Source organism: Microbispora sp. CL1-1 (genome assembly GCF_012034195.1).
Lineage (GTDB): Bacteria > Actinomycetota > Actinomycetes > Streptosporangiales > Streptosporangiaceae > Microbispora.
In genome coordinates this window covers 151,028-172,133 of sequence record NZ_JAATEK010000011.1, presented here as the reverse complement: position 1 = coordinate 172,133, position 21,106 = coordinate 151,028, and the positions used below count along the sequence as shown (strand labels likewise).

The following is a 21,106-nucleotide window of genomic DNA, read 5'->3' as shown; positions in this document are numbered from 1 at the left end:
CGGAAGCGGCCGCCGTCCGGGCCGGCCCGTGGGCGTCCCGGCTCCACCTCGGCTAGGGGATTTCTCCGGGTTTGCACCTGTCGTACAGTCACGGTGGGCCGCACCAGCGGAGGTGATCATCATGTCGCCGCACAGGATCGTCTCATTCGTCGGACGCGCGGCCGAGCTGGCGAGGCTGGACGCGGAGCTGGCCGGGGTGCGGGCGGGATCACCGCGGATTCTACTGGTCGACGGGCAGCCGGGGATCGGCAAGACCGCGCTGGTCCGGCGGTTCCTGAGTCGCCATCCCGGCCTCACGGTGCTGTGGGCGAGCGGAGAGCAGAACGAGTCGACGCTCTCGTACGGAACCTTCGACCAGTTGCACAAGGCGGACGCCGTCCCCGCGGACCCGTTGGAGGCGGGGGCGGCCCTGCTGGAGAAGCTGGGCGATCTGCAGGACCGGGGCGAGCTGGTGCTGGTCCTCGATGACGCCCACTGGGCGGACACCGCCTCGCTGCACGCGATCACCTTCGCCTTGCGGCGGCTGCGTGTCGACCGGATCATGGCGATCGTCATCGTGCGCGATCCCGCCGACCAGCGCCTGCCGGAGGGCCTGCGCCGGCTGCTCGCGGCCGAGTCCACCGCGCGCATCTCGCTGGCCGGGCTCGCCGCCGAAGACATCCAGGGGCTGAGCGAGACGCCGTTGCCGCTGCGGGTGGCCTCGCGGCTGCGTGACCATACGAGCGGAAATCCCCTCCATGCCCGCGCCCTGCTCGAACAGGTGCCGGGAGAGCTCCTCGCCGATCTCGGGTCACCCCTGCCGGCGCCTCGTTCGTACGCCATGCTGGTCCTGTCGCGCCTCGCCGGCAGTGCTGTCCGCACCCAGCACCTCGTGGAGGCCATGTCCGTGCTCGGCGCGTCCGCTCCCCTGTGGCAGGCCGCGCGGCTGGCCGCCCTCGACCATCCGGTGGCCGCCCTCGACGAGGCCGTGGCGGCGCACCTGCTAGAGGAACGTTCCACAGGCAACGGCATCGTGGTCGCCTTTCCTCACCCGCTGATCCAGGCCGCGGTCTACCAGGACTTGGGACCCGCGCTCCGCATGGCCCTGCACGGCAGGGCGGCCGAGATCGTCGGTGACGAGCTGGCGAGGCTGAACCATCGGCTCCACTCGACCGCTCACCCTGATGACACGCTGGTGGCGGAGTTCGCGGCGTTCGCTCGGCGGGAGGCGAACGCGGGCCTGTGGTCCAGCGCCGCCGTCCACCTCACCCGCGCCGCGCGGCTGGCCCCGGCGGAGGACGAGCGAGCACGGCTGACCGCCGACGCGATCGAAGCGCTGCTCCTCGACGGGCAGGTCGGCGAGGCGGTGACGCTGACGACGGAGCTGCCCGAGACCTGCCCCGCGGCCGTCAGCGGATACGCCCGTGGCGCGGTGGCCTATGTGACCGGACGGCTGGAGGACGCCTTCGAGCTGCTGACGGACGCGTGGAAGCACTGCGCGCCCGATGAGGAGCCGGTGCTCGCGGCCCGGATCGCCGAGAACCTCGCGGCCCTGTGCAGCATGCGATCCCGGGGAGCGCAGGGCGCCTGGTGGGCCGAGCAGGCGTTGCGGCTGGCGCCCGACCGGCCGGGCATGGGCATGGCCCGCTATTTCCGGCTCGCCGGCCTCGGCATCTCGGGGAGTATAGACAAGGCGCTCGACCTCATACCGTCACTGCCCAACCCGGAGATCGCCAGTCCCTTCGAGCTCGACGCGATCTGCGGACGAGGGGTGCTGCGCACCTGGGCCGACGACCTCCAGGGAGCACTGCGAGACCTCTCCGGAGTCGTGGCCGCCTCGGCCGGTCGCTCGGCGCCGTTCCGGCTGCTCGCCGCGTCGATGCTCGGGTACGCCGAATATCGTGCCGGTCATTGGGATGACGCCGTCGTGCATGCCGAGATCTCCACCTCGATCGCCGACGACGCCGGTCAGGCGTGGCTCGCCGCCATCGCTCACGGCCTCGCCGCCTGCGTGCCCGCCGCGCGCGGCGAATGGGACCACGCCACCGCGCACATCCGGGCCGCGTGCGGGGTGCGTCCGGACAGCACCGTCGCGCTCACCACCGCGTGCAGCGCCGAGGCTCACCTGGCCGCGGCGCAGGGCAGCCATGATCAGGTCATCACCGCGCTGAAGCCGCTCGCGGACCTCGGTCACCAGGACGGGAGCCACGAGCCGGGAGTGATCGCCTGGCAGGATCTGCTCGCCGACGCGCTCATCGCCGTCGGCGCGGACGAGGAGGCGGAGGCCGTCCTCGTCCCGTGCGAGAGGCTCGCGAGGGAGCGCGGCCGCCACTCGGTGCTGGCCGCCTGCGCGCGGGTCCGCGGCAACCTGCTCGCCTTCCGCGAGCGGCACTCCGCCGCCGACGCCGCCTTCCAGGAAGGTCTCACCCACTGCGCACGGATCTCCATGCCGTTCGAGACCGCCCGGTTGCGGTTAGCGTACGGCGGCTTCCTGCGGAGATGGGGCAAGCGTGCCCTGGCGGCCGAGCAGTTGGAGGCCGCTCGCGACGCGCTGGAGAGGCTGGCCGCCCGGCCGTACCTCGAAAGGTGCGAACGCGAGCTCGCCGCCTGCGGACTGCGGGCATCCTCCGGTCATCGGCGCCGGGGAACTCTCACCCCGCAGGAACAGGCGGTGGCGAGGCTGGCCGCCACCGGAATCAGCAATCGCCAGATCGCCCGCGAGCTCATGCTGAGCACCAAGACCGTCGAATATCACCTCAGTCACCTGTACGCCAAACTGGGCGTGACATCCCGCGCGGCGCTGATCGCGACATTCGGGAACGTGAGAGACCCAGGGTAAGCACCTAGGCGTCTCCCGATGAATCTCCCTCACCTCAGGTCTACCGTTGGCTCATGCGATTCGTCATCGACCTCGACTACACCGATGACGGAGTGCGCGGCCAAGTGCTCCGCGAGGGCCACGCGCCGGAGACCTTCACCGGCTGGCTGGGACTCCTCCGGCTCCTGGAGCCTCCCTCAGCAGTCGACGAGGGCGACGCCTAGCGATTTCCCTGAGAGCTCCCCTGGGGCGACCTCCCCTCGATGCCGTCTTCAATGAGACGACTCCAAGGGAGGATCGCTCATGGACCGATTAGCGGCCGGCCAGGAGATGAAGGCCGGCTCGGAGCTCGTGTCCGGCAACGGACGGGTGTGCCTGGTCATGCAAGGTGACGGCAACCTGGTCCTCTATCGCACCGACGACGGGCGCCCCTTGTGGGACACCGGCACCTGGGGCAAACCCGTCGCCCACGCCGTCATGCAGGGCGACGGCAACGTCGTTCTCTACGACGACTCCGGCCAGGCACACTGGGCCACGAACACGGACGGCAACCCCGGCGCCTGGCTGTGGCTGCAGGACGACGGCAACCTCGTGCTGTACGGCACCGCCGGAAATCCGCTCTGGGCCACGAACACCGTCCAGCACTTCGGCCCGGCCGCCGTACCCGGGTTCCTGCCCTCCACGAGAGCCCCGCGGTTCGGAAACCGCCCGTGGCCTCAGGGAACCGCGCTGCAGATATCCATCCACGGCCTGCCGCCCGTCTCCATCGACGTCACCGAGATGGGGTTGTGCGGTGGCATGTCCTTCCTCGCCCGGGACATCCACGAAAGCGGCACTCCTCAGCTGAAGGGCACGGACTCGTCCGCCATTCCCGTCCCGCTCGCCCAACACATCCTCACCCGCCTGGTGCACAGCTTCGACGGCCCCGGCGTGGTCGCCCGCTGGCTGGCCGACACCCAGGCGCTCGACCACGACGCGATCGTCTGGGGCTCCGGGCTCTTCCGCCGGTCGTACAACGAGATCCCGGGCATCATCCAGGACATCGACAACGGCGTTCTCAGCCCCATAGGGCTCGTCCTCACCCACTCCTACGCCCCCTGGGACGTGTTCAAGAACCACGTCGTCCTCGTGTGGGGTTACGAGCGGCACGGTGACCTGCTGACCCTGCGCACCTACGACTGCAACTTCCCCGGCCACGACGACATCGTCATCCAGATGGACATGAGCTCTCCCACCCCGGCGAAGACCATCACCACCAACGGCACACACGGCCCCAATTCTGGCCAGATCCGCGGTTTCTTCAGGCTTCCGTACCGACACGTGGACCCGGCCCCCGCCTACATCGACGACGGCTCGGTCGTCACTTCGACCCCGCCCGCGGCGACCATGCCCGCCGGCTCGCGCACGCACGTCACTGTCCGTGTCACCAACACCGGGTCCACCACGTGGACTCCCGATCTCGGGTATCGGCTCGGCAGCCAGTCTCCTCAGGACAACACCACCTGGGGCCTGGGCAGGGTCGAACTGCCGGTGCCCGAGGTCCGCCCCGGTTCCACGGCGACGTTCCGGTTCGACGTCACCGCGCCCGGCACAGCGGGCATGTACGACTTCAGCTGGCAGATGCTGCGGGAAGGGGTCCACTGGTTCGGCCACGCCGGCCCCCCTGTGCGGATCGTGGTGGGCTCGACCGGCAGCGCGTGCGAGCAACTGCACCAGCGCCACCAGCACCTCGACGAACAACTCGCCCAGGTCAAGGCCGAGATCGCCGCCGTCGACTGGAGCGATCCCTTCATCGCCAGGCACGAGGCCGCCGGCCTCAGCCGCGTCGCCCAATCCCTGCGCCAGCAGATCAGCGACGTGGAGGCCCAGCAGATCGCGCAGGGATGCGCCCCGGATGAGTCCCACAGGGCTCCACGGGATGACGCGCCGGAGGGGATGTCCCGTGGGAAAACCGAAGGGCGGGGAGGAAGCGATCGCTTCCTCCCCGCCCTTCGGCGGAGATGTGGAGGTGGCGGGAATCGAACCCGCGTCCTTCAACACCAAGACAGGGCTTCTCCGGGTGCAGCCTGTTGCGCTTTTCTCGGCCCCGGCAATCTCACAGGCGAGTCGCCGACGGGCCCAGTCACTGTTTGGTTTCCCGTACGGCCCCGTGACCGGGCCGGACGGTTGAGCCTTCTAGCGATGTCAGTTCCGGGCCGAAGGCACTCCCGGGCTGACAGAGGTTACTCGCTGCTTAGGCGGCGAGAGCCAGGGAAGCCTGGCTGACCTCAGTGCTCTTCTTATTGGCACTTATTGTTTCGCGGTCACAGTGTTAACGGGGTTATGTCCGCAGTCCCCGACCCGCTTCCCCTGACTTGCAATGTCGAAGTCGAAACCGGTCACCCCCTGTGCAGTTGTCAATCCAGACCCGAGAGCCTGGCAACTCAAGCTTACTCGTGACAACACCGGCGACGCGACTCGAATTCCGGTGGGACGCCGAAGCCCCCGGGATCGCGGCCTGTGGCACGCGTCCCGGGGGCCGACCGGCAGGGTCGAGCCGGTCGAGACGGGCAGGGCTCCCCCCGAGATGGAGCCCTGTCCTCATCACGGCGACTGGGCCCGCAACCCCCCAAGCGGGTCCCAGTCACCTAGAAAGACGCCGACCGCCGCCCTGATGGTTGCTCGCCTCCGGATCTTTTTCAGGTCTGGGGCTGGGCGTCGCGGAAGAAGCTCCCGGCGATCGCCGAGGCGGCCGCCAGGTCGCCGCTCTCCGACAGCACGGCGACCGCGACGTCACCCTGCCAGCCCACGAACCATGAGAGCCGGGTGCGCTCCTTCTTCTCCGTCTGGGTGACCTCGGCGGCCACGCCGTACACGGGGTCGCCGGGGGCGGAGGCGGCGGTGGCCGCGCCGGACGTCACACCGGCCCGCATGAGCGTGCGCAGCTTCGCGGTGATCGCGGGGTCGAGCGTGACGGGCTGGGCGGTGGCCTGCGTGGCGCCGCCGACCGATGGGTCGGGGGCGGCGGGCGAGGTCACCAGCACCGGCGGCCGCCACGTGCCGGACTTCACGGCCGCGGCGACGAGGGCCATCGCCAGCGGGCTCACGCGGGCACCCTGCCCGGCCATGATCTTCGCGATGGCGGCGTCCCCGTCGGGGGCGTTCATCGACCCGCTGAACGTCTTCAGCGGCAGCCTCCAGTCGCCGCCGATGCCGAACTGGGTCGCGCTGTCGGCCAGCCGCTGTCCGCTGATCCGCCGGGCAAGCGACGCCAGGGCGGTCACGCAGCCCTGCGCGAAGTCGGTTTGGAAGGTCGGTGTCGTCACCCCGACGATGCCCGGCTGCTGGAAGCGGGCTCCGCCCACGGTGCGGTCGGCGCTGCACGGCACCTTCTGCTTCGGGTCGAGGCCCGACTCGAGCAGCCCTTCCGCGGCGATGATCGAGAAGGCGGTGCCGGCCGCGAACTTTCCGGCCAGCGCGTCGTTCTCCTGGTGCAGCTGGTTGGTGGAGACGGCCAGCACCTCGCCGGTGGAGGCCTGCACCGCGACGAGCGCGGCCGGGCGGGGTCCGGCCACGGCGGAGTCGCCCACGTGCTGCAGGCGGCTGTCGATCGTCGTCTGGACCGAGGAGTTCTCCCGTCCCGGCCACGCCTTGAGCTCCTTGACCTGCCTGCCGGTGGCGTTGTCGAGGATGACGACCCGGGTCTCGGTCGAGCCGGTGAGCTGGTCCTGGTAGGCCTTCTGCAGGCCGTCGCGGCCGAGCGTGTCGCCGGCGCGCTGCGGTCCGCCGAGCTTCTGCTCCGCCTCCGGCGTGATGGCCGTGACCACCCCGACGATCTGGGTGGGCGACTTGGGGGCGACCGGCGGGTTGTCGATCTGGAACTCGAGACCCGGGATGGCCTCCAGCTTGGACTTGATCTGGGCGAACTTCGTCCGCCCGAACGTCGCGAGGGGGACGAAGTCCTGCGGGGGCGACGACAGGATGCGGCTCAGCAGGCGGTCCTGGGCGAAACCGGTGACCTTCGAGAGCTGGTCGCAGAGCCTGCCGGGGTCCTTGATCTTGGCGGGGATGACTCCGGCGACGTGCAGCACGGTCTCGTCCTGCAACGGGTTGCCGTTCCGGTCGAGGATCGGCTTGCGGCCCTTGGGGACGGTGGCGACCGCGAGCCGCTGCCCGGGGTGCAGGTCGGGGTGGATGACGCTCGGCGACCACCGCACCTTCCACTGGCCGCCGACCAGGTGCAGGGGCAGGTTGCCGTCGTACTGCCAGAGGGGGTTGTTCTCGCCGAGATCCACCTCGGCGTGGTAGCCGGCCTGCGCCGAGTCGCCGTCCTGGCTGATCCCCCGCAGGGTGAAGCGGATCGAGGCGGCGTCCAGTTGCAGCCGGGCGTCCTCCAGCGCCTTGCGCACCACCGCCGGGTTGCCGTCGGCGCGCCGCGCGGCGGCGGCGTAGTCGCCCGTCTGCCAGCCGACGAGGAAGTCGCGCACCGCGTCGTGCGGCGTCGGCTCCTCGAAGCAGCCGGTCAGCAGGGGCGCGGCCAGCCCCAGCGCGAGCGCGGCCCGTACGGCTCTCGCCCGGACGACCCCGAATGATCGGAAGGACACGGGCTAACGGCCCCCCCGGCGGCGGACCGCGTTCGACATGGCCCGCGCCATCTCCCGGTTGGCCTGCTTCTCCATGAGCGTCTGCCGCTTGTCGTAGTCCTTCTTACCCCTGGCGACGCCGATTTCGATCTTCGCCCGGCCGTCCTTGAAGTACATCGACAGCGGGATCAGCGTGAGGCCCTTCTCCTTCAGCGTCACGTCGAGCTTGCCGATCTCCTTGCGGTTCAGCAGCAGCTTGCGCGTCCGCCGGGCGGCGTGGTTGGTCCAGGTGCCCTGGCTGTACTCCGGGATGTACACGTTGATCAGCCAGACCTCGCCGCCCTCGACCGACGCGTAGCCGTCGGTCAGGTTGGCCTTTCCCGCCCGCAGGGACTTGACCTCGGTGCCGGTCAGGACGAGACCGGCCTCGTAGGTGTCCTCGATGAAGAAGTCGTGCCTGGCACGCTTGTTCTGGGCGATCAGCTTGCGCCCGGTCTCACGTGGCATAAGGGGAGCCTACCGTCGCCTCGAAGGGCGGAAACGAGTTGCGCGGCGGTGCGGGCTCACACCCGCAGGTAGCGGCGCAGAGTGACGAAAGAGGCGAGCACACAGATGAGCACGCCGATGGCCATCGTGCCGGTGATCACACCCGCGACCGTGTCCCAGCCGAGGGGCGCGGCCATGTAGGTCTGGATCGACTCGAAGATGAAGACCTTGACGATGATCAGGATCACACCGGACAGAACGCCGCCGATGAGGCCCGCGATCAGACCCTCCAGCACGAACGGAAGCTGGATGTAGATGTTGGAGGCGCCCACCAGCCGCATGATGCCGGTCTCTCTCCGGCGGTTGTACGCCGAGAGCCGGACCGTGTTGCCGATCAGCAGGGTCGCCGCGATCACCATGAGGATCGCGATGCCCAGCGCCACGTTGCGCAGCGTGTCCATGAAGCCGAAGACCGACTGGAGCAGGTCGCGCTCGTTGACGACGTTGGAGACGCCGGGCTGTCCCTTGAGGCTGCCGGCCACGGCCGCCGCCTTCTCCGGGTCCTTCAGCTTGACCCGGAACGACTCCGGCATGTCCTCGGGCTTGGTCACCGAGAGCAGCAGTGTGTTGCTCTCCGTGCTCTGGAAGTTCTTGAACGCCTGGGCCTGGTTCTCGAACTGCACCCGCTCGACGTCCGGCAGCGCCTTGATCGTCTGCTCCAGGTTGCCCTTCTCCTCCTGCGTGACCGCGCCTCTGTTCTTGCACGGTTCGAAGGGCGAGCCCTTGGTGCACAGGTAGACCGACAGCTCGACCTTGTCGCTCCAGAAGCCGGTCAGCTTCGAGACCTGGGAGTTGATCATCAGTCCGACGCCGAGCAGCGCCATGCCGACCGCCACCGTCACGATCACCGCGATGGTCATCGTGAGGTTGCGCCGAAGGCCGATCCAGACCTCGGAGAAGATGAAGTTGGCCCGCATGGTCCCAGTTACTCCTAATACGCCTGGCCGTACACGCCGCGCGACTGGTCGCGGACGATCTTGCCGTCCTCGAGCTCGACCACGCGCTTGCGCATGGAGTCGACGATCGCGGCGTCGTGTGTCGCCATGAGGACGGTCGTGCCGGTCCTGTTGATTCGGTCGAGCACCTTCATGATGCCGATGCTCGTGGCGGGGTCGATGTTTCCGGTCGGCTCGTCGGCCAGCAGGATCATCGGCCGGTTGACGAACGCGCGGGCCATCGCGACCCGCTGCTGCTCGCCACCGGACAGCTCCTCCGGCATGCGGTGCGCCTTGCCCTCCAGGCCGACGAGCTCGATGACCTCGGGGACGACCTTGCGGATGAAGCGGCGCGGCTTGCCGATGACCTCCAGGGCGAACGCCACGTTCTCATAGACGTTCTTGTTCGGCAGCAGCCGGAAGTCCTGGAAGACGCAGCCGATACGGCGGCGCAGGTGCGGCACCTTGAAGTTGGACAGCTTCGACAGGTCCTTGCCGGCCACGTGGATGGAGCCGCTGTTGGGCCGCTCCTCCTTCAGCACCAGCCGGAGGAAGGTGGACTTCCCCGACCCTGACGGACCGACCAGGAACACGAACTCGCCCTTGTCGACGTCCACGCTCACGTGGTCGAGGGCGGGCCGGTTTTGGTTCGCGTAGACCTTGGTGACATTATCGAAATGGATCACGGGCGCATCACGGCTAGCCAGTCTAGGGGGTTGGACGGCCGGTCCGGGGGTCGCCGGTCACTTTGCTCTGGATCGACGTTCCGTTTGGCCAGAGGCCAGTCTAGGGGTAACACTGGCATGGAACGTCCATAACGGAAACAAAACGATTAGCCCTTGGGCGATGGGGCGGTAAAGCTGCTATGAGCTGCGAACATCTGATCTGCGCCGCGTGCGCGGGCCCCGTGGTGGAGGGGCGCTGCCCCGTCTGCCGAGAGGGCCGCGCCAAGGTTCACCACCACGGGTTCATGGGGCTGTCGCCCCTGGTCATCGCACTGATCGTGCTACTGGTCGTGGCGCTCGTCGCGCTCACGCACGTCAGCGGTTACTGACCGTCACCCGACTCCTGGCGGCGCATCCAGCGGATCTCGCCCTCGATGAACTCGTCGAGGTCGCCGTCCAGCACGGCGGAGGGGTTGCCCGCCTCCACGCCCGTACGCAGGTCCTTGACGATCTGGTAGGGGTGCAGGACGTAGTTGCGGATCTGCGTGCCCCACGAGGTCGTCGTCTCGCCGCGCAGCTCGTTCATCGCCGCGGCCTCCTCCTGGCGCTTGCGCTCCAGCAGCTTGGCCTGGAGGACGGCCATCGCCGTCGCCCGGTTCTGCAGCTGCGACCGCTCGTTCTGGCAGGAGACCACGATCCCGGTCGGGAGGTGGGTGATCCTCACGGCCGAGTCGGTCGTGTTCACGCCCTGACCACCCGGCCCGGACGACCGGTAGACGTCGATCCGCAGGTCGTCTTCGTTGATGTCGATGTGATCGGTCTGCTCGACCACGGGCACCACGTCGACGCCCGCGAACGAGGTCTGCCGGCGGCCCTGGTTGTCGAACGGGCTGATCCGCACCAGCCGGTGGGTGCCGTGCTCGCCCCTGAGCGTGCCGTACGCGTAGGGGGCCTTGACCGTGAACGTGGCCGACTTGATGCCGGCCTCCTCGGCGTAGGAGGTCTCGTAGACCTCCGCCGGGTAGCCCTTGCGCTCGGCCCACCGCAGATACATGCGCAGCAGCATCTGGGCCCAGTCGGCCGCGTCGACGCCGCCCGCCTGGGCGTTGATGGTCACCAGCGCCTCGCGGGCGTCGTACTCGCCCGACAGGAGCGTGCGGACCTCGAGCGCGCTGACCTCGGACCTGAGCGCGGCGAGCTCCCGTTCCGCCTCGGCCAGCGCGTCCTCGTCGCCTTCTTCGGACGCCAGCTCGAACAGGACCGGCAGGTCCTCCAGGCGGCGGCCCAGGCCGTCCACCCGGTTGACCTCGGCCTGCAGGTGGGAGAGCTTGCTGGTGACGCGCTGCGCCTGCTCGGGGTCGTTCCACAGGTCGGGCGCGGCAGCCTGGTCCTCCAACTCGGCGATCTGCTTGCGCAGGGCGTCGAGGTCGAGCACGTCCTGAATGCCCTTCAGCGTGCCGCTAAGCTCGTTGATCTCTTCGGCTGGATCGATGACTGCCACGTCTGTAAAGGGTACGCGAATCGGAGACCCGGTCAGGCAGTCCGCCTCGGTAGCATGTGCATCGATTGCATGGGGAGGCTGGCGTGAACGGGGTCGTTCGGAGTGCGCTGGCCTTCGCCCTTCTCACCTCCACGGTCGTCGCCTGCTCGGGCGGCGAGCCGGCCCTGCCGACGGCCAGCCCGGCGGCCGCCATCTCCGCCCTGCCGAGTCCCGGCGCGAGCCCGTCGTCGTCGGCGAATTCCCCGGCCGTGACCCTGGATGAGGCCTCCGAGGCGTTCGACGCGTTCCTCGACACCGACAACGTGCTGCGGCAGGCCGGGGCCGGCCGGTGGGCGCTCCTGCTCACCCAGGACGGCCAGCGGCCCATCACGATCGCCGGCATCCACTCGCAGGCGGGCAAGCCCGCCCACTACACGTGGGATCGCCGCACGGTGCTCGTGCCCCGGCAGAGCGGCCGTTCGAACGTCTGGTTCGCGGCCACCGCGCGGCGGCGCGACGCCTCCGGCGAGGTCCGCACGGGCGTGTTCACGTTCGTACGGCAGGGCCGGAACGGGCGGTGGCTCAACAGCTTCGCGTCGCTCCTCTACCCCGGGGAGACGCCGCCCTCGGTCGCCCTCGACGAGGACGGGTACGCCACGGCGCTGGAGGCCCGCGACACCTCGGTGGCCATCAGCCCCAACCTGATGGGCCCGCTGCACGCCACGGTCGCCGAGGAGGGCACCAAGGGCTACGCCTCCGGGCTGATCGCCCCGGGACCGCAGACCACGGGCTTCTACGACGAGATCAGCAAGGCCAAGGAGACGGCCAAGGCCGACGACTGCATGAACTACGAGTCGATCTTCGCCTCTGCCCCCAACTATCCGATCTTCGCGCTGCGCACGAGCGACGGCGGCGCGATGATGCTCTACACGCTGATCCGCACGTCCTCGTGGACCCCCAGCCCCCAGGGGCTCAAGTGCGGCGAGGGACGTCCGGTGGCGGTGCCCGCGGAGGCCCGCTGGCTGCTGAACCCCGCCAAGAGCCTGTTCATCCGGCAGAAGCGGCAGATCATCGAGACCCAGCAGTACGTGAGCGCGGTGCCGCCCAAGGCGTCCACCGCGCCCGCGCACGTCGTCGGCTACGAGGGCATCGTCACCGGCGGCTCCAACCACTGATCACCGGGCACGGTCACTCCTCCACCGCGTGGGGGAGGTTGCTGGTGGACACCAGCGTCCGCACCGCGCGCAGCGCCACCGACAGCGTCGCCAGGTCGAAGGTGTCGCTCTCCCAGATCTCCGACAGCGTCTGCCGCGACCGCGTCACCGCGGCCTGGTTGGCCTCCGTCCAGCTCGCCAGCCGCTCCTCCGGCGACAGGCCCGGCCGGCTGTGGATCAGCACGTCCCTGGTCAGCGTCGCGTGGGCGGCGTACAGGTCGTCGCGCAGCGCCGACCTGGCCATCGAGTTCCACCGGCTGTCGCGCGGCAGCGCGATCACCCGCTCGCGCAGCCGGGCGAGCTGGAGCCGGTCGGCCAGGTCGAAGTAGACCTCGGCCACCTCGCTCACCGGCCGGCCGGTGTAGGCCGCGATCTCCACCAGGTCGAACGTGGAGTAGGCCGGCACCATCGCCGCGACCCGCTCGGCCAGCTCGCCGGGCACGCCCCTGGCCACGAAGGAGTCCCTGCGCTCCTCGTACGCCACGAGGTCGGGGCCGGTCAGCAGCTTGGGCAGGTGGGGCAGCAGGCCGCTCGCGCCCTCGATGAAGTAGCGGGCCGTGGAGGAGAGGTCGAGCGGCGGACGGCGGTTGCCGAGCAGCCAGCGGGTGCCGCGCTCGGACAGCTTGCGGGCCTCGAACAGCATCGCGAGCTGAGTGGAGGTGTCCACCTCGTTGTCCAGCTCCTCGATCTGGCGCACCAACGACGGCAGGTCGAAGACCTCCCGCGTCACCAGGTAGGCCCGCACGATGTCGGGCGTCGAGGCGCCGGTCTCCTCGCCGAACCGGAAGACGAAGCTCGTCCCGCCGAAGTTCACCACGTCGTTGACGATCCGGGTCGTGATGATCTCCCGGCGCAGCGGGTGGGAGTCCATGTACGGCCGGAAGCGCTCCCGCAGGGCCGAGGGGAAGTACGACACCAGCCACGACGCCAGCGACGGGTCGTCGGGGATGTCCGACTGCAGCAGCTCGGCGTCCACCACGAGCTTGGTGTAGGCGAGCAGCACCGCGAACTCGGGGTTGGTGAGCCCGAGCCCGGCCTGGCGCCGCTCGGCGAGCACCTTGTCCGAGGGCAGGAACTCCAGCTCCCGGTCGACCAGCCCGGCCCGCTCCAGCTTCCGCAGATAGCGGGAGTGGATGTGCAGCATCTCCGGCGCCTGCGCCCGGGCCGCCGCGAGCACGACGTTCTGGGCGTAGTTGTCCTCCAGGACCAGCCTGCCCACCTCGTCGGTCATGTCGAGGAAGAGCTGGTTGCGCTGCTTGTCGGTCATCTCGCCGTCGCGGACGACCTGGTCGAGCAGAATCTTGATGTTCACCTCGTGGTCGGAGGTGTCCACACCGGCCGAGTTGTCGATGAAGTCGGTGTTGATCAGCCCGCCGTTCAGGGCGAACTCGATCCTGGCGCGCTGGGTGAAGCCGAGGTTGCCGCCCTCGCCCACGACCTTGCAGCGCAGCTCGGACGCGTTGATCCGCAGCGCGTCGTTGGCCTTGTCGCCCACGTCGGCGTGGGTCTCCGACGACGCCTTGACGTACGTGCCGATGCCGCCGTTCCACAGCAGGTCGACGGGGGCCCGCAGGATCGCGCTGATCAGGTCGTTCGGCGCGAGCGCGGTGACGTTGGACGGCAGGCCGAGCGCGGCGCGCGTCTGGGGCGACACCGGGATCGACTTCGCGGTGCGCGGCCACACGCCGCCGCCCGCCGAGATGAGCTTCCTGTCGTAGTCGTCCCAGGAGCTTCTGGGCAGCTCGAACAGCCGCCGCCGCTCGGCGAAGCTCCGCGCCGGGTCGGGGTCGGGGTCGATGAACACGTGCCGGTGGTCGAAGGCCGCCACGAGCCGGATGTGCTCCGACAGGAGCATCCCGTTGCCGAACACGTCGCCGGACATGTCGCCGATGCCGACCACGGTGAAGTCGGTGGTCTGCACGTCCACGCCGAGCGTGCGGAAGTGGTATTTGACCGACTCCCAGGCGCCCCTCGCGGTGATGCCCATGACCTTGTGGTCGTAGCCGACCGACCCGCCGGAGGCGAAGGCGTCCCCGAGCCAGTAGCCGTACTCCTTGGCCACCTCGTTGGCGATGTCGGAGAACGTCGCGGTGCCCTTGTCGGCGGCCACCACGAGGTAGGTGTCGTCGCCGTCGTGCCGCACGACGTCGGGCGGCGGCACGACCTGCCCGGCGGCCAGGTTGTCGGTGAGGTCGAGCAGGCCCGAGATGAACTGGCGATAGCAGGCCACGCCCTCGGCGAGGAACTCGTCGCGTCCGCCGGCCGGGGGCTGCTTGACGACGAAGCCGCCCTTCGAGCCGGTCGGCACGATGACGGTGTTCTTCACCATCTGCGCCTTGACCAGGCCGAGGATCTCCGTGCGGAAGTCCTCCATGCGGTCCGACCAGCGCAGGCCGCCGCGGGCGACCTTGCCGAAGCGCAGGTGCACGCCCTCGACGCGCGGCGAGTACACGAAGATCTCGTACTTCGGCCGGGGCCGCGGCAGCACGCTGATCGCCTGCGGGTCGAACTTCAGCGAGATGTACGGCTTGCGCCTGCCGGTGACGAACTGGCTGCCCGCGTCGCCGGCGTCGCGGCCGTCGTCGCGCGCGGCCTGGAAGACGTTGGTGCGCAGCGTCGCCTGGATCATCTCCAGGTAGGCCCGCAGGATGCGGTCCTCGTCGAGCGAGGCCACCTCGTCCAGCGAGGCGAGGATCTCCTCGGTCAGCGCGTCGCAGACCTCCGCCCTGGCGTCGTCGGGCCGGCGCGGGTCGAGCCTGGCCTCGAACAGCCGCACCAGCAGCCGGGCCAGCCGCACGTTCCCGCGCAGCACCTTCTCTATGTACGACTGGCTGAACGTCGTGCCGGCCTGCCGCAGATACTTGGCGTACGCCCGGAGGATCTCGGCCTGCTCCCAGGTGAGCCCGCCGGCCAGCACGAGCGCGTTGAAGCCGTCGTTCTCCACCTCGCCACGCCACAGCACGGCGAACGCGTCCTGGAAGAGCCGCTTGAACTCGTCGCGGTGCACCTCCTCTGAGGGGGTGTAGCGCAGGCCGAAGTCGTAGATCCAGGCGTCCTTGGTGCGGGGGTCGTGGTCACGGTCGATCTCGTAGGGCCGCTCGTCCACCACCTCGACGCCCATCCGGGTGAGCAGCGGAAGCACCCGCGACAGCGAGATCGGCGCGCCCAGCCGGTAGAGCTTCAGGCGCCGCTTCCCCTCGGCCGCGCCGTACGGCTCGTAGAGGTTGATGCCGATGGCGTTGGGGTCCTCGGCGAGCGCCTCCAGCCGCTTGAGGTCGGCGACGGCCGTACGCGCGGGGAAGTCGGCCTTGTAGCCCTCGGGGAAGGCGGAGCCGTAGCGGCGCAGCAGCCGGGGCGCGTCCTCTTCCGGGCACAGCTCGTTGATCGCGGTGGCGAGGTCGTCCTCCCACGTCCGGGTGGTGGCGGCCAGCCGCGCCTCCAGCTCCTCGACGTCGACCGGGGTGTCGGCGAGCGGCTTGCCGCGCTCGCCGCGGATCACGATGTGCAGCCGGGCCAGCGCCGACTCGCCGATCATCGTGCTGTAGTCGAGCGAGCTGCCGCCGAGCGCGTCCATCAGGATGCGCTGCATGTGCAGGCGCACCTTGGTGGTGTAGCGGTCGCGCGGCAGGAAGATCAGGCAGGAGATGTAGCGGCCGTAGTCGTCGCGGCGCAGGAACAGCTTGACCTGCTTGCGCTCGCGCAGCCGCAGCACGCCGAGCGCGATGGGCAGCAGCTCGTCCACGGACATCTGGAAGAGCTCGGTGCGCGGGTAGGTCTCCAGGATCTCCATCAGATCCTTGCCGTCGTGGCTGTCGGGCGACAGCCCGGCCCGCTCCAGCACCTCGGCGAGCTTGCGCCGCAGCACCGGGATCCGGGAGATCGACTCGTTGTACGCCACGTGGGTGAACAGGCCGAGGAAACGGCGCTCGCCGATCACCTCGCCCTCGGGTGAGAAGACCTTGATCCCGATGTAGTCGAGGTAGTGGGGCCGATAGACGGTGGCCCGGCTGTTGGCCTTGGTGACGATGAGGAGCTGTTTCTCCCGCGCCTTCTCCCGCACGGCCGGCGGCAGGGCCGCGAAGCTGGCCGATCCGGGCTTGTCGGCCCGCAGGATGCCGAGCCCGGTGCCGGGCAGGCCGCGCAGCGCCGCGCCGCCGTCGGTGTCCTCCAGGCGGTATTCGCGGTAGCCGAGGAACGTGAAGTGGCCGTCGGCCAGCCAGCGCAGCAGCTCCACGCCGTCCTCGACCTGCGCGGGGTCGAGCGGCGGCGGGTTGACCGCCAGGTCCTCGGCGGTCTGCACGGCCATCGCCCGCATCTTGGCGAAGTCCTCGACCGCGCAGCGCACGTCGAGCAGCACCCGCTGCAGGTCGTTCTCCAGCTCCTTGAGCACGGCCTGATCGGTCTGCCGGTCGATCTCGATGTGCATCCACGACTCGCGGATGACCTGCCCGGTGACGTCCTCCTTGTCGGGGCCGAGCAGCTCGCCGGTCATGTCCCTGCGCACCCGCATCTGCGGATGGACGATCAGGTGGGTGCCGATCTCGTGCCGGTCCAGCTCCGTCGTCACCGAGTCGACGAGGAACGGCATGTCGTCGGTGACGATCTGGACCACCGAGCGGCCCGGGTCCCAGCCGTGCTCCTCCAGAGTGGGAGTGAACGCGCGGACCAGCGCGCGTCCCTGCGGCCGGTGCTGGGCCAGGTGGCGGTGGGCCATCGCGGGGCCGTAGACGTTCACCGGGTCGCGGTCGGCCAGGTCCTCGACCGGAACGTTCCGGTAGTACCGCCGTAGGAAGGCCAGGACGTCCTCGCCCTCCACCTGCAGCGCTCCCGGCGCGTGCGCGCATCTCTCGGCGGCGATGCGGAGAAGCTCATCCAGCGCTTCATCCGATTCCTGCCGACTTAGCGCCATTTCGAGCGGCATGTCGCTACTCACTCCCTTGTGAGGATTCAAAGCCAGGCCCGCAGTTCCCAGAGCAGGGGAAAGAAGTGCAAACGCGTCCTTCCCCTCAAGTACGGTGCCCCAGAAGAGCCCCCCGTACCGGATTTCGTGCCGATCTGGCGCTCCACCATCTGCACGTGCCTCATCCGCCAGAGCGCCGTCGTCTCGTCGTGGGTGAGGAGATCTTCGGCCAGATCCCACAGATCGTCGTACGATCCCCGGTCGCGGGCGACGGCCAGCAGGGACTCCATGATCTCCTCGTCGGAGACAGGCAGGCCCCGCTGGGAGAGGGCGGTGACGAAGGCGTCCCACAGCGTCGGCTCGTCGAGCCGACGCCGGAGCCTGGCGAGCTCCGCCTCGCTCGCGTCCCGCAGCCGGCCGAGGTACGTCGGGTCCTTGGCGCCGGAGAGGAACTCGAGCTCGCGGAACTGCACCGACTGGAAGCCGCTCGCGGGGGCGAGCACCGATCGGAACTCCAGGAAGTCCTGGGGGGTCATGGTCTCCAGCACCTGGACCTGGTCGACCAGCACCTTCTCCACCGCGTGGACCCGGCGGAACAGGTGCCTGGCACGCCACAGGGCGCCCTCGATCATCGCGTCCCTGATCCGCTCCAGCTCGTGCAGGAGGAGCTTGAACCACAGCTCATAGACCTGGTGAACGGTGATGAACAGCAGTTCGTCGCTGGCCCCGGATCGCTGCTCCTGCTGAGCGAGCAGCTCGGGGAGGCGGAGATAACCGCCATAGGACAGGCGCGCGCCCTCCTCGCCGAAACTGCGCGGCGGGGGCAGGACGTCTCCGGACCCGGCCCGGCCGTACGGCGTCGCAGGCATGCGCCACTCCTCCACGATGGGCGCGCTCCTTCCGGTCCCCATTGACCGAAAGGTCGGCACCACCGCCCCCGATATCACCCCAAAACGGCACAAACGTCAACTTGGTCCAGACCCTTGTGATCAGGGGGTTGACCTTGCCCCATTTAACCAGCCACACCCCCGCCGAGGGGTCCGATGCGCACGCCGCCCCGCAATGATCGGAAAGCCACGCGCCGGCCATCGGGAAATCCGAAATTCCGGATCACGAGACGGTGTGCACTCCTCGAAGCTGCTTTCGACTCGCGTGCGATCATGAGTCGTGGAAGATCACCGTCCGGAGCGTACGGCCGTCTTCGTGGACCAGAGCGGACGCCGGGCCAGGATCTTGACAGCGGCCGCGGCCGACGGGCGATCTTCGGGCCGTACCGCGGCCGTCTGCCGCGGGCCGCCGGCGCCGGGCGATCAGGGGTGGGAACGCTCCGAGGAGGAGACGGAGCCGTCCTTGAAGGCGTCGAGCATGCCGGGCAGCTCCTGGGCCTCCAGCAGTTCCGCCCGGCATGGCGCGCATTCGTCGAGGTGCCGCTCGAACGCCTCGGCGTCGTCGTCGTCCAGCACTCCCAGGGCGTACGCTGCCACGTCGAAGTGCGGCGACGACGCGGACATCAGCTGGCCACCCCCCTCTCCTTCAGGGCCGTGCGAAGTGCGCGCAGGGCGTAAAAGAGCCTGGATTTCACGGTACCCGGTGGGATGCCCAGAACCTCGGCCGCTTGGCTTACCGTCCGGTCCCGTAAGTATGTCTCTTCGATAACTTCCCGGTGCTGACTCGACAGGTGCCGCAGCGCGTCCGCGACCACGATGGCCGCCAGCGTCCGGTCCGAGCCGTCCGGTACGGCGATGCTGTCCTCTTCGGGAGCCTCCACCTCCCTCGGCCGTACGCCGCGCCTGCGGCGCCCGTCGATCACGATGCGGCGGGCGACGGTGAGGAGCCACGCCCACAGCAGGGGCGGCTCCCACGTCAGCTTCGCCGAGTTGCGCCAGGCACGCACGAGCGTCTCCTGGACGACGTCCTCAGCCCATTGCAGGTCGTTGCCGGTCGTCTTGCGCACATGACGCAGCAGCGGACCGCCGAACTCGCGGTACAGCTCCCGGATCAGGCGTTCGTCCCGATCGTCGTTGTCAGCGTCATAGTCGGGGGGGTCAAGACGCACGAACCGGCTGTCGAGTTGTCGACGCACGGCCACATATTTGCACCAGGGTTACTGGTTCGTACACCACATCCGTAACTCCAGTCATTTCTGACTATTTCCTGAACCGCGCCCGAGGAGACCGCGTACCTCCGACCGAAGGTCACGAAAGGAGGCACGATGCGGTTCCGGTTTGGGGAACTCCTGGTGCTCGGCGTCTTCCTCTTCGCGGCGGCCGTCACGGTCGTCGTGGTCGTCCCTCGGAGTGCGTCGTCGCAGCCGGGCTGGACCGGGCCGGATTGGACGCAGACCCCCTACGGCCCGCTGGGCCCGGCCGACCGCGACCTGCTGGTCCGCGTGCGCTGGGCGGGGCTCTGGGAGATCCCCGCCGGCCGCTGGGCCCAGGACCGGGCCGGCAGCGCCAAGGTCAAGGACGCCGGCATGCACCTCGTCGAGGACCACACCAAGCTCGACGCGGCGGTCAGGGAGCTCGCCGCCAAGCTCGCCGTCCCGCTGCCGGACCAGCCCAACCCCGACCAGCGCGGGTGGCTGGACGAGATGGCGCCCCTGCGCGGCGCCGACTTCGACCGCGTCTTCACCGCCCGCCTGCGCGACGCGCACGGCAAGGTGTTCACCTTCGTCTCCGCCGTACGCGCGGACACCCGCAACAGCCTGATCCGCGACTTCGCCGGTCAGGCGGTCGACGTCGTGATGAAGCACATGACGCTGCTCGAAGGCACCGGGCTCGTCGACTACTCCACGCTGCCCACCCCCACGGTCTAGCACTGTCTTTAGGGAGACTCCATGCGAAAACGGCTCGTGCTCGCGATGGCGGGCGTACTGATCGCAGGCTCGCTGACCGGTGTGGGCCGGCCCGCGTTCGCCGACCACTGCGACCCCTCCGTCCAGGGCGCGGAGTGCGAGGACGTCGGCCCGGCCCTGGAGGACTTCGTCGACATCCGGCAGGTCCCGCCGGGCGACACCGGCGTACGCGCCGGGCGCGGCTCGTTCACCTCACGCTGCGGGCGCAACGAGAACGGCCACCGCAACTCCGACAACCACATCGTCACGCCGGGGGTGTCGAACGGCGCGCACCACGTGCACGACTATGTCGGCAACCTCACCACCAACGGCTTCTCCACCGACCAGAGCCTCGCCGCGGGCGGCACCACCTGCCGGTTCGGCGACAAGTCGGCGTACTTCTGGCCCGTGCTGCGCAGCCGGACCGGCGTCGGCGCCGCCCAGGCGGCACCATCGGCCTCCCCCTCGCCGGACGCCTCCGCCCGATCCCAGGAAGGACGGTTCCAGGAGGGGCGCTTCCGCACCGGGCGCGGCCGGGGCCCGGGCTCCGGTACGGGCTCAGGTGCGGGCTCAGGTGCGGGCGGCTCCGGTACGGGCGCGAACCCGGGCGCGGACGAGCCGGGCGGCGCGTCCGAGGGCAACGTCGGCAGGATCCTCCTGGCGCGGTCGGTCACGCTGCAGTTCCGCGGCAACCCGGTCAGCAGGGTCGTCGCGATGCCCCGCTTCCTCAAACTGATCACCGGCGACGCGAAGGCGGCCACCAACGGCGGCGCCAACGCCAGGGCGCAGTGGACCTGCACCGGCTTCACCAACCGGCTCACCAGCAAATATCCGCTCTGCCCCCGGGGCAGCCTGGTGCTGCGCGTGCTCGACTTCCCCAGTTGCTGGGACGGCCGGAACACCGACAGCGCCGATCACAGGACCCACGTCGTGTTCCCCGGTGCGAACGGCGCCTGCCCCGCGGGCACCCGCGCGATCCCGCAGCTCCGCATGACGCTGGCCTATTCGGTGCCGAGCGGGCCGTCGTTCGCGGTGGACAGCTTCCCCGAGCAGCGGCACAACCCGATCACCGACCACGCCGACTTCGAGAACGTCATGCCCGACCGGCTGATGAACACGGTCGTCACCTGCGTCAACCGCGGCCTGCGCTGCTGAGCCGCCGACCCCCGATCGT

Annotated in this window: 15 protein-coding genes and 1 other RNA gene; 6 read left to right on the top strand and 10 right to left on the bottom strand. The window is 69.5% G+C overall.

What is annotated here, in order from left to right; genetic code table 11:
- The first annotated feature begins 121 nt into the window (after nt 1–121).
- Both HCK04_RS16440 and HCK04_RS16435 read left to right on the top strand, forming a co-directional pair.
- On the top strand, nt 122–2,818 hold the full coding sequence (locus tag HCK04_RS16440; protein WP_142648191.1) for a LuxR family transcriptional regulator: 2,697 nt from the start codon (nt 122–124) through the stop codon (nt 2,816–2,818).
- 53 nt (nt 2,819–2,871) lie between these two features.
- Nucleotides 2,872–3,021 carry a hypothetical protein gene (locus tag HCK04_RS16435; RefSeq protein ID WP_168065981.1) on the top strand — a complete coding sequence of 50 codons (150 nt, stop codon included), beginning with the start codon at nt 2,872–2,874 and terminating at the stop codon, nt 3,019–3,021.
- A gap of 1,776 nt (nt 3,022–4,797) precedes the next feature.
- Here HCK04_RS16435 and ssrA read toward each other — a convergent pair.
- The 5 genes from ssrA to ftsE all read right to left on the bottom strand — a co-directional run bounded on the left by ssrA (nt 4,798) and on the right by ftsE (nt 9,526).
- Nucleotides 4,798–5,183: a transfer-messenger RNA gene (gene ssrA, locus HCK04_RS16425) on the bottom strand.
- Nucleotides 5,184–5,475: 292 nt separating this feature from the next.
- Nucleotides 5,476–7,380 (bottom strand): penicillin-binding transpeptidase domain-containing protein, encoded by a 1,905-nt coding sequence (locus HCK04_RS16420; RefSeq protein ID WP_142648190.1) that lies wholly within the window; start codon nt 7,378–7,380, stop codon nt 5,476–5,478.
- A 3-nt stretch (nt 7,381–7,383) separates the two neighbouring features.
- A complete protein-coding gene (gene smpB / locus HCK04_RS16415) occupies nt 7,384–7,866 on the bottom strand; it encodes an SsrA-binding protein SmpB (RefSeq protein ID WP_142648189.1) in 483 nt (160 codons plus the stop codon).
- A 56-nt stretch (nt 7,867–7,922) separates the two neighbouring features.
- Complete coding sequence (gene ftsX / locus HCK04_RS16410) at nt 7,923–8,822, bottom strand: permease-like cell division protein FtsX (RefSeq protein WP_142623990.1); 900 nt, start codon at nt 8,820–8,822, stop codon at nt 7,923–7,925.
- A 14-nt stretch (nt 8,823–8,836) separates the two neighbouring features.
- On the bottom strand, nt 8,837–9,526 hold the full coding sequence (gene ftsE / locus HCK04_RS16405; protein ID WP_079315626.1) for a cell division ATP-binding protein FtsE: 690 nt from the start codon (nt 9,524–9,526) through the stop codon (nt 8,837–8,839).
- Between the two features lie 179 nt (nt 9,527–9,705).
- Here ftsE and HCK04_RS16400 point away from each other — a divergent pair, with 179 nt between their 5' ends.
- Nucleotides 9,706–9,894: a hypothetical protein gene (locus HCK04_RS16400; protein WP_030509253.1), complete on the top strand. Its 189-nt coding sequence runs from the start codon at nt 9,706–9,708 to the stop codon at nt 9,892–9,894.
- Here the strand turns inward: HCK04_RS16400 and prfB are convergent.
- Nucleotides 9,888–11,006, bottom strand: a complete 1,119-nt coding sequence (gene prfB / locus HCK04_RS16395; protein WP_142648188.1) for a peptide chain release factor 2 — start codon at nt 11,004–11,006, stop codon at nt 9,888–9,890. The genes HCK04_RS16400 and prfB overlap by 7 nt on opposite strands.
- Before the next feature lie 83 nt (nt 11,007–11,089).
- Between prfB and HCK04_RS16390 the strand changes: the two genes are divergently transcribed.
- Entirely contained in the window at nt 11,090–12,160 is a 1,071-nt protein-coding gene (locus tag HCK04_RS16390) for a hypothetical protein (RefSeq protein WP_142648187.1), read from the top strand.
- 13 nt (nt 12,161–12,173) lie between these two features.
- On the opposite strand, the gene HCK04_RS16385 is transcribed toward HCK04_RS16390, so the two are convergent.
- The 4 genes from HCK04_RS16385 to HCK04_RS16370 all read right to left on the bottom strand — a co-directional run bounded on the left by HCK04_RS16385 (nt 12,174) and on the right by HCK04_RS16370 (nt 19,188).
- On the bottom strand, nt 12,174–17,108 hold the full coding sequence (locus HCK04_RS16385) for an NAD-glutamate dehydrogenase (RefSeq protein WP_205830316.1): 4,935 nt from the start codon (nt 17,106–17,108) through the stop codon (nt 12,174–12,176).
- Nucleotides 17,109–17,146: 38 nt separating this feature from the next.
- Nucleotides 17,147–17,968 carry a tryptophan 2,3-dioxygenase family protein gene (locus HCK04_RS16380; RefSeq protein ID WP_142648185.1) on the bottom strand — a complete coding sequence of 274 codons (822 nt, stop codon included), beginning with the start codon at nt 17,966–17,968 and terminating at the stop codon, nt 17,147–17,149.
- Nucleotides 17,969–18,409: 441 nt separating this feature from the next.
- Nucleotides 18,410–18,610, bottom strand: coding sequence for a zf-HC2 domain-containing protein (locus HCK04_RS16375; RefSeq protein ID WP_142623997.1), 201 nt, complete (start codon nt 18,608–18,610; stop codon nt 18,410–18,412).
- A complete protein-coding gene (locus HCK04_RS16370; RefSeq protein ID WP_312845745.1) occupies nt 18,610–19,188 on the bottom strand; it encodes a sigma-70 family RNA polymerase sigma factor in 579 nt (192 codons plus the stop codon). The genes HCK04_RS16375 and HCK04_RS16370 overlap by 1 nt, the downstream gene beginning before the upstream one ends.
- 123 nt (nt 19,189–19,311) lie before the next feature.
- On the opposite strand from HCK04_RS16370, the gene HCK04_RS16365 reads away from it, so the two are divergent.
- Both HCK04_RS16365 and HCK04_RS16360 read left to right on the top strand, forming a co-directional pair.
- Nucleotides 19,312–19,914 carry a DUF4142 domain-containing protein gene (locus tag HCK04_RS16365; RefSeq protein WP_142648184.1) on the top strand — a complete coding sequence of 201 codons (603 nt, stop codon included), beginning with the start codon at nt 19,312–19,314 and terminating at the stop codon, nt 19,912–19,914.
- 21 nt (nt 19,915–19,935) lie between these two features.
- Nucleotides 19,936–21,087 (top strand): DUF1996 domain-containing protein, encoded by a 1,152-nt coding sequence (locus HCK04_RS16360; protein ID WP_142648183.1) that lies wholly within the window; start codon nt 19,936–19,938, stop codon nt 21,085–21,087.
- Nucleotides 21,088–21,106 lie beyond the last annotated feature (19 nt).

Coding starts and splice junctions, on each gene's coding strand:
- smpB (WP_142648189.1), bottom strand. CDS start 7,866: ATGCCACGTGAGACCGGGCGCAAGCTGATCGCCCAGAACAAGCGTGCC.
- HCK04_RS16440 (WP_142648191.1), top strand. CDS start 122: ATGTCGCCGCACAGGATCGTCTCATTCGTCGGACGCGCGGCCGAGCTG.
- HCK04_RS16365 (WP_142648184.1), top strand. CDS start 19,312: ATGCGGTTCCGGTTTGGGGAACTCCTGGTGCTCGGCGTCTTCCTCTTC.
- HCK04_RS16360 (WP_142648183.1), top strand. CDS start 19,936: ATGCGAAAACGGCTCGTGCTCGCGATGGCGGGCGTACTGATCGCAGGC.
- HCK04_RS16380 (WP_142648185.1), bottom strand. CDS start 17,968: ATGCCTGCGACGCCGTACGGCCGGGCCGGGTCCGGAGACGTCCTGCCC.
- HCK04_RS16400 (WP_030509253.1), top strand. CDS start 9,706: ATGAGCTGCGAACATCTGATCTGCGCCGCGTGCGCGGGCCCCGTGGTG.
- HCK04_RS16435 (WP_168065981.1), top strand. CDS start 2,872: ATGCGATTCGTCATCGACCTCGACTACACCGATGACGGAGTGCGCGGC.
- ftsX (WP_142623990.1), bottom strand. CDS start 8,822: ATGCGGGCCAACTTCATCTTCTCCGAGGTCTGGATCGGCCTTCGGCGC.
- HCK04_RS16375 (WP_142623997.1), bottom strand. CDS start 18,610: ATGTCCGCGTCGTCGCCGCACTTCGACGTGGCAGCGTACGCCCTGGGA.
- HCK04_RS16385 (WP_205830316.1), bottom strand. CDS start 17,108: ATGGCGCTAAGTCGGCAGGAATCGGATGAAGCGCTGGATGAGCTTCTC.